This is a genomic window from Hymenobacter tibetensis (genome assembly GCF_022827545.1).
GTDB classification, from domain to species: domain Bacteria; phylum Bacteroidota; class Bacteroidia; order Cytophagales; family Hymenobacteraceae; genus Hymenobacter; species Hymenobacter tibetensis.
Map to the genome: position 1 here is coordinate 3121227 of NZ_CP094669.1, position 16977 is coordinate 3138203.

Annotated in this window: 14 protein-coding genes; 10 read left to right on the top strand and 4 right to left on the bottom strand. The window is 58.6% G+C overall.

Features of this window, described 5'->3' with window-relative positions; all coding sequences use genetic code 11:
• Positions 1–13 precede the first annotated feature (13 nt).
• On the bottom strand, positions 14–1999 hold the full coding sequence (locus tag MTX78_RS12520) for an OmpA family protein (RefSeq protein WP_243794533.1): 1986 nt from the start codon (positions 1997–1999) through the stop codon (positions 14–16).
• 115 nt (positions 2000–2114) lie between these two features.
• A complete protein-coding gene (locus MTX78_RS12525; protein ID WP_243794535.1) occupies positions 2115–2651 on the bottom strand; it encodes a hypothetical protein in 537 nt (178 codons plus the stop codon).
• Positions 2652–3293: 642 nt separating this feature from the next.
• On the opposite strand from MTX78_RS12525, the gene MTX78_RS12530 reads away from it, so the two are divergent.
• From MTX78_RS12530 to MTX78_RS12570, 9 genes are all read left to right on the top strand, one after another.
• Positions 3294–4976 (top strand): OmpA family protein, encoded by a 1683-nt coding sequence (locus tag MTX78_RS12530; protein WP_243794537.1) that lies wholly within the window; start codon positions 3294–3296, stop codon positions 4974–4976.
• A gap of 289 nt (positions 4977–5265) precedes the next feature.
• On the top strand, positions 5266–5592 hold the full coding sequence (locus MTX78_RS12535) for a hypothetical protein (protein WP_243794538.1): 327 nt from the start codon (positions 5266–5268) through the stop codon (positions 5590–5592).
• A 293-nt stretch (positions 5593–5885) separates the two neighbouring features.
• Positions 5886–8348 carry a TonB-dependent receptor gene (locus tag MTX78_RS12540; RefSeq protein ID WP_243794540.1) on the top strand — a complete coding sequence of 821 codons (2463 nt, stop codon included), beginning with the start codon at positions 5886–5888 and terminating at the stop codon, positions 8346–8348.
• Positions 8349–8555: 207 nt separating this feature from the next.
• On the top strand, positions 8556–9266 hold the full coding sequence (locus tag MTX78_RS12545) for an ABC transporter ATP-binding protein (RefSeq protein WP_317258898.1): 711 nt from the start codon (positions 8556–8558) through the stop codon (positions 9264–9266).
• 7 nt (positions 9267–9273) lie between these two features.
• Positions 9274–10692, top strand: a complete 1419-nt coding sequence (locus MTX78_RS12550; RefSeq protein ID WP_243794542.1) for an ABC transporter permease — start codon at positions 9274–9276, stop codon at positions 10690–10692.
• Positions 10693–10697: 5 nt separating this feature from the next.
• Complete coding sequence (locus tag MTX78_RS12555; RefSeq protein WP_243794543.1) at positions 10698–12089, top strand: ABC transporter permease; 1392 nt, start codon at positions 10698–10700, stop codon at positions 12087–12089.
• Positions 12090–12327: 238 nt separating this feature from the next.
• Complete coding sequence (locus MTX78_RS12560; RefSeq protein WP_243794551.1) at positions 12328–12738, top strand: Fur family transcriptional regulator; 411 nt, start codon at positions 12328–12330, stop codon at positions 12736–12738.
• Between the two features lie 334 nt (positions 12739–13072).
• Positions 13073–13624, top strand: coding sequence for a hypothetical protein (locus MTX78_RS12565; RefSeq protein ID WP_243794553.1), 552 nt, complete (start codon positions 13073–13075; stop codon positions 13622–13624).
• A 176-nt stretch (positions 13625–13800) separates the two neighbouring features.
• Positions 13801–14187 (top strand): MerC domain-containing protein, encoded by a 387-nt coding sequence (locus tag MTX78_RS12570; RefSeq protein WP_243794555.1) that lies wholly within the window; start codon positions 13801–13803, stop codon positions 14185–14187.
• 348 nt (positions 14188–14535) lie between these two features.
• On the opposite strand, the gene MTX78_RS12575 is transcribed toward MTX78_RS12570, so the two are convergent.
• Positions 14536–14952, bottom strand: coding sequence for a winged helix-turn-helix transcriptional regulator (locus MTX78_RS12575; protein ID WP_243794557.1), 417 nt, complete (start codon positions 14950–14952; stop codon positions 14536–14538).
• A 160-nt stretch (positions 14953–15112) separates the two neighbouring features.
• On the opposite strand from MTX78_RS12575, the gene MTX78_RS12580 reads away from it, so the two are divergent.
• Positions 15113–15484 carry a DoxX family protein gene (locus MTX78_RS12580; RefSeq protein ID WP_243794559.1) on the top strand — a complete coding sequence of 124 codons (372 nt, stop codon included), beginning with the start codon at positions 15113–15115 and terminating at the stop codon, positions 15482–15484.
• A 23-nt stretch (positions 15485–15507) separates the two neighbouring features.
• On the opposite strand, the gene MTX78_RS12585 is transcribed toward MTX78_RS12580, so the two are convergent.
• Entirely contained in the window at positions 15508–16968 is a 1461-nt protein-coding gene (locus tag MTX78_RS12585) for a 3' terminal RNA ribose 2'-O-methyltransferase Hen1 (RefSeq protein ID WP_243794560.1), read from the bottom strand.
• Positions 16969–16977: the final 9 nt, after the last annotated feature.

Genomic DNA, 16977 nt, shown 5'->3' on the forward strand with positions numbered 1-16977 from the left:
TTATCCTTGTCTCCTACCGCCCGCCCGTCACGCGGAACTCTACGCGGCGGTTGAGCTGGCGGGTGGACTCGCGGGCGTTGCTGGCGCGGGGCAGAGAACCACCAAAGCCCACACTGGTGATGCGCTGCTCGGAAATGCCTAGCCCAACAAGGTAGATTCTTACAGCGGCGGCGCGCTGCTCACTAAGGATTTGGTTTTTCTCCGGGGGCCCTACGTTGTCGGTGTGGCCGCGTATTTCAATCAGCAGGCTCGGGTCTTCCTTCATGACAGCTATCAGCTGGTCAAGGGTGGCGTAAGAAGCGGCGAGCATCCGGGTGGTACCCTGGTCGAACTGCACGTTTTTCAGGCGAAGCGTGGTGCCAACGGTGAGGGGCTGGAGCAAAATATCCTGCACGTAGGGACCCGCCAGGGTGGTATAGATGCTGTCGGTGGGCAGGTAGCTAACGAGTTGGGCGTGTGCCCTGTACGCTCGGTCGGGGGTGACAGGCACAGCAAACGTACCCTCGGCGGTGAGTTGCACCTTGGTTTCCGCTTTGCCATTGTTTAGGCGGAGCAGAGCTTGGGGCAAGGGCTGTAATGTAACGGCATCAAGCACCCGCCCCCGCCACGTGGTAGCCGTAGGGGCCGCGGGCGGTGCTCCGGCGGCCGTCTTGGGCGGTGGTGGAGGCACAGCACGAAACAAGTTGCAGCCTGCCAGATCGGTATAAACGCCCCGGCGGACCCGGTAAGCCTCCCCGGTTTCCATATTCACCCGGTACAAGGATTTAGGTCCCGCCATATAGAGCCGCCGGCGCCCGGCTTTGTCTAGTTGCAGCAGCAAGTCGCTGTAGCCGCCCCGCTCGGGTAGGCCGCTGAGCGCAATCATTTCGGGGGCTGCCTGGCGGGTGCTTATGTTCACTTTTAGCAGGGAGCCATCGGTGCTGTACACCTCGTAGAGGGTGTTGGCGTCATCAATGCAGAAATTGCCGTGGGAGCCCGCCCCCGCAAAACCAATGGTTGAGAAATACGGCGTTTGCCGGGCGGGGTCCTTGGTCCAAAGCACCGTCACCGAGTTGTCGGCCGGACTGACTTTCACGAGCTTGTTGGCATCAGCCGTCATAAAATACAAGTTGCCGTGCTCATCGGTGGCAGCTGAAATCCAGACGGTTTCCGAGCCTTGGGCCGGAAGTCGCCACGTGGTGTACTCGCCCTTCTTGGTGGTAGGATTGTAGCGGTACACCAGTTCGGGCCGGTTGGTAGGCGCTTTGGTTACCGAATACAAGCAGTTGTCGAAGCCTTTAGCTAAGGCGTAAGATTGAAAAGGCAGTACCTCCCGATGAATTTTCGGAGACTCGGAGGGGTCAGTAACAGAAAACTCGTGAATGGTGCGGCAGTCGTCTTCCCACGTGTCGTTGACAATGCGCAGGGCCGCAATGCCGTACATCTTATCGTCGCATTGCTGGACGGGAACGGGCGGAGTAGGTACGCTGCCCGTCAAGAGGAACGACTCCACTACTTGCGCGCCCTCGGTTAGGTAACGGCCGTCTTGGGTGGTGGCGGCCCGGTATTCTAGGTTGAACTCCACGCCGCTGCGCCATAGTTGGCGCCCTACCACGCGGGTACGAGGGGCGGGGGCAGGCTGCGCGGCGTAGGTGTACTCGTAGCGCAGCTCTTCGTAGGTGCTGGCCGTCCGCTGCTCGAGTTGTAGCACTTGGACCCGAGGCAGGCGTAGGATGCTGCGCCACAAGGTATCCTGCTGGCCCCTGGCCAGCAGGCTCGCCAGCACTTTCTGCTCGGGCGGGAGCGGGCGGGAAGTAAGGGCAATATCGGCCAGCCGCTCGGTGCTACCGGCGTGGAGAGTTACGCCGGTCTTGTCCTCGCTTTGCTGCCGTTGCCAGGAATCAGGATACGTGAGCCGGTAGTGTGCTTTGGTATCGTTGTACACGCTAGAGCCCGCAGGCTCTTGTGCGTACAGCTTCAACCAGCATACCGCCAGCACCAGCGTCAGCAAGAACTTCATAAAAAGAGAAACCAGAAGAATAATCGATGCAAATAAAGCACCTTACGATACTTCAACTACTAGGGGCTATAACCAACGCCTAGCTAGGCCGGCAACCTGTAGCACTTGCAGCAAACTACAACAGCGCATCCAAGGTCAAGGTGGGAAAAACAACTAGCCGCCGACCCGTGATTACCATGTCCTCGACCTGATACTGATATTCCGACCGAAAGCCATTGACCAGCAAGATGTTCACGCCCGTCTTGAAACGCTCACTGAATCGAAAGTTGGTTCCGAAACCGCCGCCCACATTCCAATCCCTGACCGTGCCGCTTCGTCCAGCTAGGTCCCAATGATAGAACGAGCCCACCGTACCGAGCCCCACAAGCGGCTCAATTACCGTTGAATTTGTGGGCAGGTAGTAGGTAACGAGCCCAATGCCGGCCCAGCCGTATTCCTTGGCTCGGTCGTAGTCGAACTGTCTGGCGCCTGCCAATTTCACGCCCCACCTATCAATGAAGCGGTAATCCGTCTGTAAGCCGACAGCCTTGTACGTACCCAGTATGCCAATGGAAAGCTTGTGGCTGGAAAAAGCAACTGGACGTACCTCGGACGCCTGCCCGAATGCCGGTAGAGTCGCCAGCCACAACAAAGCGAGTAACGCGTTTTTCATTCTTATGGAGTGGTAATTGCCGAAAACGGCTGCTTCAAAGCTACCCAGTAAGTTCAATATTCAATAGACCACAGCGGCCCAGCCTGCCCTGAAATGAGGGGTAAGTGACGGGCATCAGCCTTCAAAAGTGCAGCATACGGGATAGGCTAAGTGGCACACGTCCCCGATAGCCTATCGAGAGCCAGTTGAAAACCAAGATGTCCTGGCAACACCGTTTGAACCACAACGGCTAGCGGATGACATTACAGAGAAAAGTACAAATAAATACCATTTGCACAATACATAGTGAGTTGCCAGTCAATAATAGAAAACCGGTTGAAACCGGGTTTTCACCGATTACTACGGTCTGTTGGCCGAGGCGCGTTGCACAGCAGATACTAGTTGCAGTAAATTAGCCCTAAACCCACCTTAGAGCTTTTCTCACGTTATGCAATTTGTATTCTCTTTACTCACCTCCGTTTTCACTAGCGTTTCAATTGCCGGCGTTGATGTTACCACTGTATGTTGTACCGTGCTAGCTGCTACCGCGTTTGAAGTGTTGGTTTCAGTTATGACAGCAAGAGAAATCAGCGAAAAATACAACCAATAAGCACCCTCTCCTTCCTCGTTGCGTCTTTGCTCGTTGGTTCCACCATTCTGTTGATGAAGCACTTCCTTCCCTTACTCCGAGTGCTGGCATTGCCCTTGCTCCTCGTTGCCACACAGCCCCTAGCTGTAGTGGCTCAGACGGCTGAGCGCCGGACCAGCATCGGGGTGAACGTAAGTACGCTGCAATACCAAGGCGACTTTGGTTCAGAGTATTGGAAGTTCAGCAACAACCACTACGCACCCGGCTTCGCCATCAATCAGTATTTGATGCGGGGCTTGGACTTGAACGCGCAGGTTTTCTACGGGGAACTGACAGGCCAACGTAGTGCTACCACGCACTTCGCTACCACGCTCATCAATACGAATTTAGGGTTCAAATTCCGGCTCAACAACGGCTGGGCTTTGAAGGAAGATGCTCTTATTCAGCCGTATCTGCTGGCTGGCTCCGGCTTTACGTATACCAGCCGCACGGGGCTCACCGACGGCAACCGCATAGAGGAAGACAAAGGTTTCGTGGATGTTATGACGGGGGCGGGTATTAACCTGCGCCTCGGCCGTGGGATGGGGTTGTTCGTGCAAAGCAGCCAGCACCTCCCCTTGCATGCTAACCTCGACGGTGTTGCGGCGCCAAACGAACCCCGGTGGGCCGACCGCTTTCTGCAACACACCGTGGGGCTGACTTTCAACTTAGGTCAAGCGCCTGATGCCGACGAAGATGGCGTGCCCGATGGCGCAGACCAGTGCCCCGGCACGCCCAACGGCATCGAGGTCAACGAACGGGGATGCCCGCTCGACGACGACAAGGACGGCGTTCCGAACCACCAGGACCAATGCCCCAACGACCCCGGCACCGTTGAAATGCGCGGCTGCCCCGATACCGACCAGGATGGCATTGATGACGTGGACGATACCTGCCCCGATACGCCTGGCAAACCCGAGCTAGGCGGCTGCCCCGACACCGACAACGACGGCGTTGTTGACTCGGAAGACACTTGCTTGGATACGCCCGCCGGCGCAACGGTTGATGCGAAAGGCTGTACGGTGCCGGGCGCGGCTCTAGCGGCGGCCCCCACTACCTCTGCCACTGCCACCGACACCGACGGCGACGGCGTAATAAACACCGAGGATCGCTGCCCCAACCACGCTGGCACGGTTGCCAATCATGGCTGCCCAGAAATTCAGGCGCAGGTGCGCCAACGTCTGCGAGAGGCCACCCAGTTTATTGGTTTTGAGCGCAACAAGGCTACGCTCCTGCCCTCTTCTTACCCTACCCTGGACACCATTACCCACATTCTCAACCAGTATCCCACCTACTCACTCAGCATTGCCGGCCACACCGATAGCCAGGGTCCCGCGGCCTTCAACCTGCGCTTGTCCCGTGAGCGGGCCGCCGCCGCTCGCCGCTACCTGCTCGACCATGGCAGTGCCAATGCCCGCATCGAGGTTCGGGGGTATGGCCCTCGTCATCCGCTCGCGCCTAATACCACCGAGGAAGGTCGCACGCGCAACCGCCGCGTGGAGTTCGACTTGTTCCTGACGGGCGAGGCCAATGCAGCCCAGGTGAAATATGGCTCCGAGCCGATGACTGCCACTGCTGGGCCAGCCAAGAGCAAAGTTTCTTTACCGAAAAAACAGCCTAGCAAGAAAGCTCGGGCCAGCAAGAAGGGCAAGAAGGCTCCGAGCCGCAAAGCCCCCGCTCGGAAAGCATCTAGTCGGAAAGCTCCATTGAACTGGTAAAGCGTTGGTTGGATGGGTTTCGGGGCTAGTGTATGTAGCACGGCCTTGCTCTCTCGAGGAGCAAGGCCGTGCTTTTTTCCATTAAATCGAAACCGGGTACCGGCCGATGAACCGCACAGATTTTAAACTCTGTAGCAGCCTTAAAGCACCTTTGCTTGGTACTAGAGTAGACGAGTAGACAGACGCTTCATTTGCATCTTTTACTTTGCAACATTGCTGCACTCTAAAAAATGTCGGTACCTTCGTCCTTTCTTTCAGCACAGTAGAGGTGAGCAGACAACGGAATTTTTTGGCTTGGTGGCTATTGCTGCTGCTGCTGCGGGTGTTAGCCCCAGAGGCCACGTTGTTGCGTCTGCACTTTCACCAGCACACTGAAAAAGAACCCGCTCTACTCCACGCCGACGAATCGGCCAGGAAAGCCGTGCTGTCTTCGCAACACCAGCACTGCCACGTTGAAGAGTTCTACAATGCTCCATTTCAGGCCGTAGAACCTACGAGTGTAGAAGCAATAGTACGCCAACGTGTGTACGCTCAGTACCGGCCGCAGGCTCTTGCTTGCCGTGCCTCGCACCTGTTGGATGGCGCTTCTTTGCGCGGCCCCCCCAGCAGGGCCTAAGCACGCCAATTTCTGTCTGACTACCTGCGGCGGCCCCTACTCCATGATGGGTTGGTAGCGGCTTTGCAGATCTACGCCGTGCATTTATAGGCTGGTCCGGCATAGCTAGCGACCAGCTGCCAGCCCCTTGCTGAGTGGGCAACCGGGTCATTACAGGCCCCACAAGTACTTGAGCGTCTGCAATTACCTGGCTTACACGATAAGCTAGCGGGTAGCGTCACGCTTATTCCTTTTTCTACTTTTTACCCGATGACCAGATGCTGTTTGGCTTGCTGGTTGGGTATGATTTTCCTATGCCACGACTTCTTCTTTTTCTGTTGTTGCTAGTGCCGGAGCTTGCCGCGGCGCAGACCTTGGGCCGGGTTACTGGCCGCATCACCAATCCGGCGGGCCAGGGCCTGGATGGTATATCGGTGGTGGAAGTGACGGGTCGCTTTTCCGCGCTTTCCGGCGCCGATGGTGGTTTCTCCCTCGACAAAGTGCCCCTGGGCGAATACACTTTCCTGACCCGCAGCCTGAGCCACCAAGAACAACGCCGGACGGTGGTGCTGAGCGCCGACGCCCCCAACCCTACGGTGAACTTTACGCTGCAAGCTAGCACCAACGCCCTGCAGGAAGTGGAGGTGATGGGCCGCAAGGAAACCACCTACAAGAGCGACTATAGCTTTGTGGGCACCCGCACGGCCACCAATCTTATCGACGTGCCGCAGTCGATTTCCACCGTTACCAAGGAGTTGATGGAAGACCGCCAGGCCCTGCGCCTTACGGAGGTAGTGAAAAACGTATCCGGTGTGACGCAATACTCGCACTACGACGACTTCACGATTCGCGGGTTTCGCAACGGCTACGAGAGTGGCTTTCGTCTCTTGAACGGGCTGCGCTCAGGCTTCAGCTACGGCAACTCCTTTACGCAGGCGCCCCTCACTGTGAACCTGGAACGGGTGGAAGTGCTGAAGGGACCTGGTGCAGCGTTGTTCGGCGACATCAACCCTGGCGGCACCATTAATATGGTGACCAAAAAGCCGCTTGACGTAAACCGCAAGGCGGTGACTTTCTCGACGGGCAGCTTCAACACCACCCGCGCCACCGCCGACTTCACCGGCCCACTCAACGAGCAGAAAAACGTACTCTACCGCTTCAACGCCGGCTATGAGAAGTCCAACACTTTCCGCAACGTGAACGACACCAAATCGGTGATGCTGGCGCCGACCGTAACGTTCCTAGTGTCTGACAAGACCACGCTGAATGCCGAGCTGGTGTACACCCATATCGATGGGTACCTTGACCGCGGCATACCTATCAAGAGCAACGACCTGTACGGTGTGCCGCGCTCCTTCACCCTGAGCCAGCCCAGCGACTATTTCCGCACCAACACCTACTACCTCAATGCCTCGCTGAGCCATAAATTCACCAACTGGCTGTCGTTCAACGCGTCGTATCTCGACTTCACGTACAACGAAAACCTGAGCGAGCACCGCACCCTCAACTCCTACGACAACTCCGACCCAACCAAGCCCACCAACTCGGTGATGAACCTGCGCTACTTTGACCGCCGCGCCGAGGAATACACCAAGAACCTGTCGACCTACTTTGTGCTGAACCGCAACACTGGTTCGGTAACCCACAAGGTAGTAGTAGGAGCCGACTACATCCGCTTCAATACCGACAAGGAAAGCGCCATGTTTGAGGCACGCAACCGCATTGCCACCACCGTAACGGGCACCACGATAACGCAACGCGTGGTACCGCTGCAATTTGACCTCAACAGCCCGAGCTATGAAATCCGCGACCCAAGCACTTATGTGCGGCGAGCGACCCCCGCGTTTTTCATCGACTATCTCAACTCGATTTATCACACCACCGGCATTTATGTGCAGGACCAAATCGAGGTAACTCCCCGTTTGGGCTTGCTGCTGGGAGCACGCTACGAGCTGTTTGCTGATGAGCGTGACTACGGCGACGGCTCCATTAACATTCCGCAAAGCAAGTTTCTGCCTCGGGCCGGCCTCACCTACGCCCTGCGCGACAACCTGAACTACTTTGCAAGCTATAGCGCCGGCTTCCGGCCGCTGCGCCCCGAGCTTATCCGCTTTCCAGAGCGCTACGGACGCACGGAGCCGTTCAGCCCCGAAACCAGCTACCAGTTGGAAACCGGATTGAAAGGCGAGTTCTTCAACAAGGCGCTGTTTGCCACCTTGGCTGGCTATCAGATCGGGCGCCGCAACCAGCTTGTGAATACTGGCACGCTCACGGCTGAGGGCGCGGCCATCTACCGCCAGAACCAGGCCCGCTCGCGCGGCGTGGAGGTTGAGCTGACGGGCAATATTCTGCCCAACTTCAGTTTAAACGCCAACTACGCCTACAACCACACCGAGGTAACAAAGGCTGACTTGGCCGCCGAGCAAGGCCAGCCCCTAGCCAACGCGCCTAAGAATTCGGGCGGCTTATGGGCCAAATACACCTTCATGACGCCCACGCTACGCGGACTGGGTGTGGCCGTGGGTGGCAACTACGTGACCCGGCGCCGCTTTGAAAACCAAGTGCAGCCCCTCGACGGTGGGCCCGAAGAATGGGCCTACTGGCCCGGATATACCGTGGTCGATGTGGCGCTATTCTACACCATCAACCGCTTCAATTTCCACGTCAACATGAACAACGTGTTCGATAAGTACTACTTCGTGGGCGGCTACGACTACTACCGGGCCAGCCCTGGTGCCCCCCGCAATTTCATGGCGACCCTGGGTTACACTTTTTAACGTCAAGCAGCTAGAAGCACCAAAAACTAGCGCTTGCGCTAGTTCCCCTCCTCAACTAAGGAAGGGTCAAGGGTGATTGACCAGAGCGTTGAATGACATCTATTTCTAGAATCTACTTCTAGCTTTTCCACCACCCCTAGCCCCTCCTCAGCTGAGGAAAGGAACTAGCTGCTTGGCTCTCACCTCGCACCCCAATTACCGAATTCTATGACGTATATTCTGGAAGCCAAAGAGTTGCGCAAGCAGTACCAGGGCAAGCTAGCCCTGCGCGGGCTGAATCTGCAGATTGCCCCAGGCGAAGTTTTTTGCCTGCTCGGGCAGAACGGCGCCGGCAAGTCCACGACCATCAACCTGTTTCTGGGCTTCGTGCAGCCGACTTCGGGCGCGGCCTTCGTGAACGGACTAGAAGTGGCCGCGCAACCCCTTAAAATCAAGGAGTACCTGGCTTACATCCCCGAGCAGGTGATGCTCTACCCGCACCTGACTGGCCTCGAAAACCTAGCGTTGTTCAGCAGCTTGGCTGGCTTCAAGTACCCCGAGCCGGAACTGCTAGCCTACCTCACGCGGGCGGGGCTGCCGGCCGAAGCCACCCGGCGGCGGGTGGGCACTTACTCCAAAGGCATGCGCCAGAAGGTGGGCATTGCCATTGCCGTGGCCAAGCACGCCAAAGTGCTCCTGCTTGATGAGCCCACCTCCGGCCTCGACCCCAAAGCTTCCAACGAGTTTTCCGAGCTGTTGCGGGAGCTAAGCGCCGAGGGTACCGCCGTACTCATGGCCACCCACGACATCTTCCGGGCCAAAGAAGTGGGTACCCGCGTGGGCATTATGCGCGAGGGCGAACTGGTGGACGTGCGGCCCACCACCGACCTGAATGCCCACGAGCTAGAGCAGCTGTACCTCACGCACATGCATAACTAGGCACCCCATGATTTACAGTATTGCACGCAAAGAATTCGTGAGTACCCTGCGCGACCGGCGCTTCCTGGTGCTGAGTGCGTTGGTGCTGGCGCTACTGCTGGTTGCCACGCTGGTAGGGCGCCGCAGCTACCGCACGCTACAGCAGGAACGAGCCCTGGCCCAAGCCACCGTCAACGACCAGTTTCACCACCAGCCGGCCCGGCATCCGCACCGGGTGGCCCACTATGGTTCGTTTGCTTTCCGGCCCAAGGCAGGCCTGAGCTTGCTGGATTCCGGGGTCGATTCCTTTACCGGTACCGCGGTATACCTGGAAGCGCACCAGCAAAACAGCGTCAATTTCAGCCAGGCCCAGCAGTCGGGCTCCCTGCTCCGATTCGGCGAAATGACCGTGGCATTCGTGCTGCAGCTGCTGGTGCCGTTGCTGATTATCTTCCTGTGTTTCGGGGCGTTCAGTGAGGAGCGTGAAACCGGCACTTTAAAGCTGTTGCTCAGCCAGGGCATTACGCTGCGGCAGGTAGCTTGGGGCAAAATCAGGGGGTACAGCCAGGCCGTGGCGCTGGTGGTAGTGCCCGCGCTGGCCGTGGCCGCCGCCCTGCTGTTTACCGGTGCCGAGTTTGCCACCGGCCCCGACCTGCTGGCGCGGTTGGTGCTGTTTGTAGTGGGCTACGCGGTGTACTTCTTCTTGTTTGTGGTGGGCTCCGTTGTGGTGTCGGCCTGGCAGGCTGACTCGCGCACGGCCCTCGTGACGCTGCTGGGGCTCTGGATGCTGGGCTGCATTATTCTGCCCAAAGCCACTGCCAACCTAGGCGCCACGCTCTACCCCACCACAACCAAAGCGCAGATGGACGCCGAGGTGCACGAAGAAGCCCAAAAGGGCATCAATGGCCACGACCCGCAAGACCAGCGCACCGCTGCGCTGAAGGCTTCCTTGCTGAAGAAGTACGGCGTCGATTCCGAAGAAAAGCTGCCCGTAAGCGTGGGGGGTATTGTGATGGGAGAAAGTGAGGCGTATTCCAGCCGGGTGTACCAGCAGCATTTCGCCGCCCTAAACGCCACCTACGAACGGCAAAACGCTATTTCCCTGTGGGCCGGCTTACTGAATCCCTATCAAGCCATCCGGCCGCTTTCCATGGGCCTGGCCGGCGCCGACTTCGCACACTACGTGCACTTCCAGCAGGCAGCCGAAACCTACCGCTACCAACTAGTGCAGCGCCTGAATTCGCTGCAAGCCGGAATGGGCTACGGCGACAAAGAACGCCGGCTTGATGCTGCCACCTGGCAGAGCATTCCCACTTTCACCTACCAACCGCCTACCCTGGCCTGGGCCCTGTCGCGCTTATTGCTGCCGGTGGTGGCGCTGCTGCTGTGGGCCGCGGGCTTGAGCTGGCTAGGGCTGCGCCTGATTGGTAAAACAAGCATCACCTGATTTCCATGAACCGATTTTCGCTTTTCCGCCTGTTGCTTTCCTATGAATGGCAACATTTCCGCGCCGCCCGCGGCCTGGTCGTACTTACGGGCTTGTTGCTGGCCACGGGCCTGTACGGCATCTACTACGGCACCACTGAAATAGAACGGCAGCGCCAGCACCTGGCCGCCCTGCCCGAACTAACGCGCCACAACATAGACGAGCTGAAAGGGAAGTTTCCGGGCGACGCCGACGCCGGCGACATCGGCTACTACCACACCACCTACGCCGTGCACCACCCCGATGCCTGGGCCGCCCTTTCCCTGGGCCAGCGCGACCTCAACCCGTATTATGTGAAGCTCCGCTTGCTGGGTTTACAAGGCCAGCTCTACGCCGCCGACAACGTAAATCCGGTGAAGTCGTTGAGCGGCAACTTCGACCTAGCTTTTGTGCTGGTATACTTGCTGCCGCTGCTAGTTATTGCCTTGAGCTTCAACTTACTGTCCAGTGAGCGGGAACAGGGCATTTTGCCGTTGCTGCTGGCCCAACCCGTGTCCCCGACGCTGCTCGTTGGTGCCAAGCTGGCGTTTCGGCTGGCCTTGGTGCTGGGGCTGGCGTGGCTGCTCTCGGCAATCGGCATGCTCTGGGCGGGCGTGCCGCTGGATGGCCGCGTGGGATTATGGCTTAGCATGACGACGCTCTACACCCTGTTTTGGTTTGGGGTGGCGCTGGTAGTGACGGCCTTGCAGCGCAACTCGGCGGTGAATGCGGTAACCCTGGTGGGTGCGTGGTTGCTGCTGGTGGTGCTGGTGCCGAGCTTGCTCAACCTGTGGGTGGCGGCCGCCCGGCCGGTGCCCCAAGGCTTGGAACTGACGATCCGGCAACGCGAGGAAATTCATGCCGGCTGGGACCGACCCAAGACCCAGACCATGAACCGTTTCTTCGCCCTCTACCCGAAGTGGCGCGATACGGCCACCATTCGGGAGCGGTTTGTGTGGCGCTGGTACTATGCCTTCCAACACCTGGGCGACCAATCGGTGCAGCCGCTGGCGGCCGCCTACACCTCCGGCCTGCAAGAGCGCTACAACCTGGTAGAGCAACTCAACCTGCTTTCGCCCGCCATCAACACCCAAACCAGCCTCAACGCCTTGGCGGGCACCGATTTGCCTACCCACCTGCATTTCCAGCAGAGCGCCCGCGCCTACCACGATGCGTTGCGCGCGTTCTACTATCCATTTCTGTTCAAGCAAGTGGCCTTCACCCACGCCGACTACGCCCGCGAACCCACGCACACCTTCACCAGCCAGCCCGAATTGCTTACCGCCTACGGGGGCCTACGCAAGCTGCTGCTAAGCGTGGCAGTGATAGTGGCGGCCGGCCTGCTGCTGCTGCGCAGCCGGGCTATTCAGCCTCGTTAAGCCTGTAGGCTACGGCTTGGGTAGGGCCGTTGTTCTCGGTTTGCTCGTGGCGCAGCTTCGTGCGTGTCACTGTATAAGGAGGGACGCTGGCCGACCTGCAACGTGCACGACCGAGCCCCGCTCCTACGCAGCACGCCGGCCAAGAGTTTGTCTGAATCGGGGACGTGTACTGCCATTTCTGCTACGCATTTGAGCAGCTACTGCTAGCTCCTGGTGTGCTCACTTCAATTTCGGTACTATGACCATTCTTTCCGTCGCGGCATTATTGCAGCGTTATGGCGTGCGGCTCACGGGCCCCCGCCGGGCAGTGCTGGAAGTGTTGCTTCAAGCCACCTATGCGTTATCTGGGGCCGAAATTGAACAGCATCTCACTCTGCTTCTCGATCGGATTACGCTGTACCGAACGCTGAAAACCTTCGAGGAAAAAGGGTTGATTCACCGGGTTATCGACCACTCCGATACCATCCGCTACGCGGTGTGTCCCGGCTCCTCCATCAGGGAGCATGTGCATTTCAAATGCACCACCTGCCAGCACATCTATTGCTTGGGCCAAGTGCCGGTGCCAACCATCACCTTACCCAGCGAGTACCGCGTGGAACGCGGCGACTACCTGCTCTCGGGTATCTGCGAGCGGTGCCATCCAAGCTAATGCGTTGCTGGCCACAAACAGCAGCCGGCCTGCAGCCCCAAGTTAAGTGCTGCCGGCTACTTGCTTTCCAAACTCGCCGATGACTTCAGCTGCGGCTATCGGCATGCCAGCGTTTTGACAGCCGCTTCCCCTGTTCTAGATGCGCCGCAACCTGTCAGCTTCGATTAAAACTAACCTTCATGACCGGGAGCAAGCCTCGCTTACAGCCACCATAGACTCTGCTGCTCCGAGAAAGAACCCGCGCTAGTTGATTTTCTGATAGAATTAACTCAGCTACACCCCAACAAACGCATCTATGTTGCGTTAGTCGAACCTGTACACCAAATTTTCATCAATGAATACCTCCGCATCCTTTTCTGCTTCCTTCGCCGCCAGCATATTTGCCTTGGCGCTGGCCGTCAGTAGCTGTCAGTCCGCCACCGACAAGGCCGCAGAAACCAGCACAGCCACCGAAGCCGGCACTACCGCGGCCACTGGCACCGTAACCCACGACCAGCTACTGGCCGACCATCAGAAGATGGAAGTTGACCACCGCACCATGGAAGAAGCCGACTCGGTGATGGAAGCCGAACACGCCGCCGACCTGACTGCTGCCAAAGCCGCTAAAACCGACGGAACGCCAGCTTTCAAGGAGTTGGAAGCTCGTCATACAGCCTTGATGACCAAACACAAAGCGGTGGTACAACAGCACAACGACGTGCTCAAACGCCACGCCGAACTAGAGCAGAATCACGGGGCCAGCTCAATCGACGACGCGACCATGCAAGCCGATCATGCCAGCATGAAAACCGAGGACGAGCAGATGCAGCAGGAACACCGCCAACTGGTTGATGACCACAAGAAAATTCAGCAGGAGCACGCCGCTCTCTTAACTGGGGGCAAGTAATACGCAAACCCAGGCTCTAGTTCCGAGGCACAATAGCTTGGGCTAGGGCTAAAAAACACAAGCCCGCCGGCATCATATGTAACATTGTTGCATTTAATGTCGGCGGGCTTATCTTTGAGCGGCAGTGGCAGCGAAGCCACTGCTTACTTCTCAAGCTAAGGCTTCAATCCACTACCATGAACTACCGACTTCAACGGGCCGCTGATTACGGCGGGATAGGGAACGCACTACTGTGCCTGCTGCATTGCGCCGCCGGCCCTGCCCTGCTAGCTTGGTGGGGCACCCAGCAGGCCAGCGCCACGGCCGAATACTGGGAACAAAGTTTTTTAGTGCTCAGCGGCGTACTCGTCGCTTTGGCTACTTGGCAGCACTCCACCCGCAAGTTGCGCCTGGCGTTGTGGTTGCTGTTTTCCTTGTTCGCGGTGGCCGGCCTGCTGGCGGAGCAATGGCCCCTGCTAGAGTTCGTGCAATATGCCGCTTCCGTCGGTCTGATGGTCACCCATCTGCTTAATCAACGCCATTGCCGTTGCAGCGCACAGCGGCCCTGTGTACCTGCTTGTTAGCCGTTGCTTGTAGCTTCCCTACTTGGGCCGACAAACAAAGCCCTTGCTAATCAGCAGCCCCGAACGACCTTATGTGGGTTACGGGGTGCGTGAGCGAACCGAGCCCCACAGCGTGTTCCGTTGCCGACAAGAACACCGAGCGTACCCGGCCTTTCCAGTTCGGGCTCCAACTGGCGGCTTAAGATGTTACGTACGCCCTTGACTACAGCAGCGGCAAACCCCAGCCTTCAGCTAGTGCTTCGTTGCTGCTAGTTTAGGCGGGTTATTTTGGGGAGGAAGATGCAACGCTCTTCGCTACGCCGGCAGTCAAGCAGCCGCAATTGGTTTCAGCACCAACCGGCGGTGCATTTAGGCGGCGACTACCTGCTCGAAGACTGCCGTTTTTTCAACGGCGGGTACTTGTGGATGCATGATACGGTTTCGGTGCTGAAGGCCCCAATCGTGGAGCGCTTCAATGACGGGAAACAGCGTATCCCCGTAGGATTGCAGGGTGTAGGTTACGGCCACCGGCGTGGCATCGGCTTGCACACTGCGGACTAGGAGTCCATTCATTTCCAACTCTTTAAGCTCTTTGCTGAGCATTTTGGCGGTGATACCTAGTACATCGCGCTGTAGCTGCTTGAATCGCTTCGGCCCTCCTAGCAGCGCCAAAATGATGGGCAGTTTCCATTTGCCGCCAAGCAGGTCGAGGGCGTCGCGTACGGAGCGCATGGCAGTGGTACACGCTTGGGTGTGCAAGTGCGGAGGCTTGGTGGGTATCGGCATGGAGGGAAGGTCGTTAGAAATCAGGCAAGTATACCATAAGATACCGGTATCCTTTGGTAAACCGGTATCCGAGGTAAACTGGAAAGCCGACACCTTTATGCCATGCAACAAGGCTTGCTGTCAACGCCTTCTGCCTTCCATTTCTCTACTCTTTACGCACATGGCACTCCACAAGAAAACCTTACTCACCGGCCTGCTTACCGCCGTTCCCGCCCTGATGGTTGTCGGTAGCGGCCTCTTCAAGCTCACGGGCGTCCCTGAGATTCGGGAGGCGCTAACCAAGGCCGGCGTCATCGACTACATGTATATGCTAGGCGCGATGGAGCTCGTGTTTGCGGCCCTGTTTCTTTATCCCAAAACCATGAAGCTCGGTGTGCTGCTGCTAACTGCTTATTTCGCCGGCGCCATGGCCACCGACCTTTCCCACGGCGTCAGTCCCCTACCTCCGGCCTTTATTCTGACGCTGGTTTGGATAGCTGCTTTCGTGCGCGACCGGTCGGTGTTCCTGCCCACCCCATCCGTAGCAAGCTAACCACGGCCACAAGCCAGGTTGCTTTAACCCTGTAGTTCAAACACTGCCAATTGGGAGGGAGCCCCCACCTGTGCATCTTCCGGGCCGAGCGGTTCTACGCGCACCCGGTAGCCGTGGCGGGCCGCCACGTCCGTTGCCCACGCCGTGAACTGCGCTTCAGTCCACTCGAAGCGGTGGTCGGAGTGGCGGAACTGGCCGGCGGAGAGCTTCTCGAACTTCTGATTGTAGGTAGCGTTAGGCGTGGTCAAGAACACAACGCCGGGGCGCGCCCGAGCAAAAAGCACTTGCTCGAACGCCGCTAGCCGGCCTTCGTCTAGGTGCTCGATAACTTCCACCACGGCTGCCGCATCGTAGCCCGCCAAGCGGGGGTCGTGGTACAGCAAGGAGCCTTGCACCAGCGTGAGCCGCTCGCGCTGGCGCGGGGGCATCTCGGCCACGTGCAGCCGCTCCTGCGCCCGCAGCAGCTCCTGGTACGACACGTCCATACCCAGAATGTGCTCGATTTGAGGCAGCTGGAGCAACCGGCGCACAAGTTTGCCTTCGCCGCAGCCAAGGTCCAGCACCCGCTTCGCTCCTACCTGCCTGATTTCTTCGGCGACGCGCGCCAGACGCAGGTCGTGCAGCTTCTGCTTCTCGGTTGGCGCGGCCTTGCTTTCACCGGTACCCGGAGCGTCGGTAGTTGCTTCCTCGTTGGTATCGGTTTCGGTTAGGAGCAATGCCGTAGCCACCACATCGTCGGTGGGAGCGTCTTCGGTGGCCAGCAGCCGTTTCAGCGTGGGGTTCACGTACTCGGCATACCGCAGGTAGCGGCGCGTGATAAACTCCCGGTCGGGGTGCTGGGGCAGCCAGTCGGCGCCACGGTGCAGCAGTTTTTCGGCCTCGGCCGCTCCTATCCAATAGTGCTTGTCGTTGTCGAGGACGGGAACAAGCACGTAGAGGTGCGTAAGCAGGTCGCGCAAACGGCAGGCGGCATGGCGCAGACGCAGCGTGTAGTAGCGGCTCTCGCCCCACGCGGGCACGGTGGGGTCGAGTGGGTGGGCTTCGGTGGACACCTCGTAGCCGAGGGGCGTGAAAAGGCGGTGCAGCTGTTCGGCGCTGGCAGCGGGCAGCGCCGCTACGGTTACGTCCAGCGGCAGCAGCGTTTCGGGCAGCTCCGGGCGGTCTTTGCACGTGCCGTTCATGGCCGTGTTAAAGGCTTTCACCAGCGCTGTGCTCAGAAAAGAAGAAGCGGCGTAGGGCCGGTCGTTGACGTACTGTTCCAGCGCGAACCCCTCCCCAACCGGCCCCCGGTGATTGCGCACCAACGCCACTGCGTCAACATCCAGCAACAACGCCACGGTGCAGCGGGCGGCCGTAGCTTCGGGATAAAAAATGTGGGCCTGCCCGTAGGCAATATCCACGGATTGGAGCCGGGCCGGGTTCTTGTGTAGCAGGTAGCCTAGGTCGGTGGCGGGCTGGTGTGTGGTGGAGATAGTGAGGAGCACGGTCTTCTG

Coding starts and splice junctions, on each gene's coding strand:
- MTX78_RS12520 (WP_243794533.1), bottom strand. CDS start 1,999: ATGAAGTTCTTGCTGACGCTGGTGCTGGCGGTATGCTGGTTGAAGCTG.
- MTX78_RS12525 (WP_243794535.1), bottom strand. CDS start 2,651: ATGAAAAACGCGTTACTCGCTTTGTTGTGGCTGGCGACTCTACCGGCA.
- MTX78_RS12530 (WP_243794537.1), top strand. CDS start 3,294: ATGAAGCACTTCCTTCCCTTACTCCGAGTGCTGGCATTGCCCTTGCTC.
- MTX78_RS12540 (WP_243794540.1), top strand. CDS start 5,886: ATGCCACGACTTCTTCTTTTTCTGTTGTTGCTAGTGCCGGAGCTTGCC.
- MTX78_RS12545 (WP_317258898.1), top strand. CDS start 8,556: ATGACGTATATTCTGGAAGCCAAAGAGTTGCGCAAGCAGTACCAGGGC.
- MTX78_RS12550 (WP_243794542.1), top strand. CDS start 9,274: ATGATTTACAGTATTGCACGCAAAGAATTCGTGAGTACCCTGCGCGAC.
- MTX78_RS12555 (WP_243794543.1), top strand. CDS start 10,698: ATGAACCGATTTTCGCTTTTCCGCCTGTTGCTTTCCTATGAATGGCAA.
- MTX78_RS12560 (WP_243794551.1), top strand. CDS start 12,328: ATGACCATTCTTTCCGTCGCGGCATTATTGCAGCGTTATGGCGTGCGG.
- MTX78_RS12565 (WP_243794553.1), top strand. CDS start 13,073: ATGAATACCTCCGCATCCTTTTCTGCTTCCTTCGCCGCCAGCATATTT.
- MTX78_RS12570 (WP_243794555.1), top strand. CDS start 13,801: ATGAACTACCGACTTCAACGGGCCGCTGATTACGGCGGGATAGGGAAC.
- MTX78_RS12575 (WP_243794557.1), bottom strand. CDS start 14,952: ATGCCGATACCCACCAAGCCTCCGCACTTGCACACCCAAGCGTGTACC.
- MTX78_RS12580 (WP_243794559.1), top strand. CDS start 15,113: ATGGCACTCCACAAGAAAACCTTACTCACCGGCCTGCTTACCGCCGTT.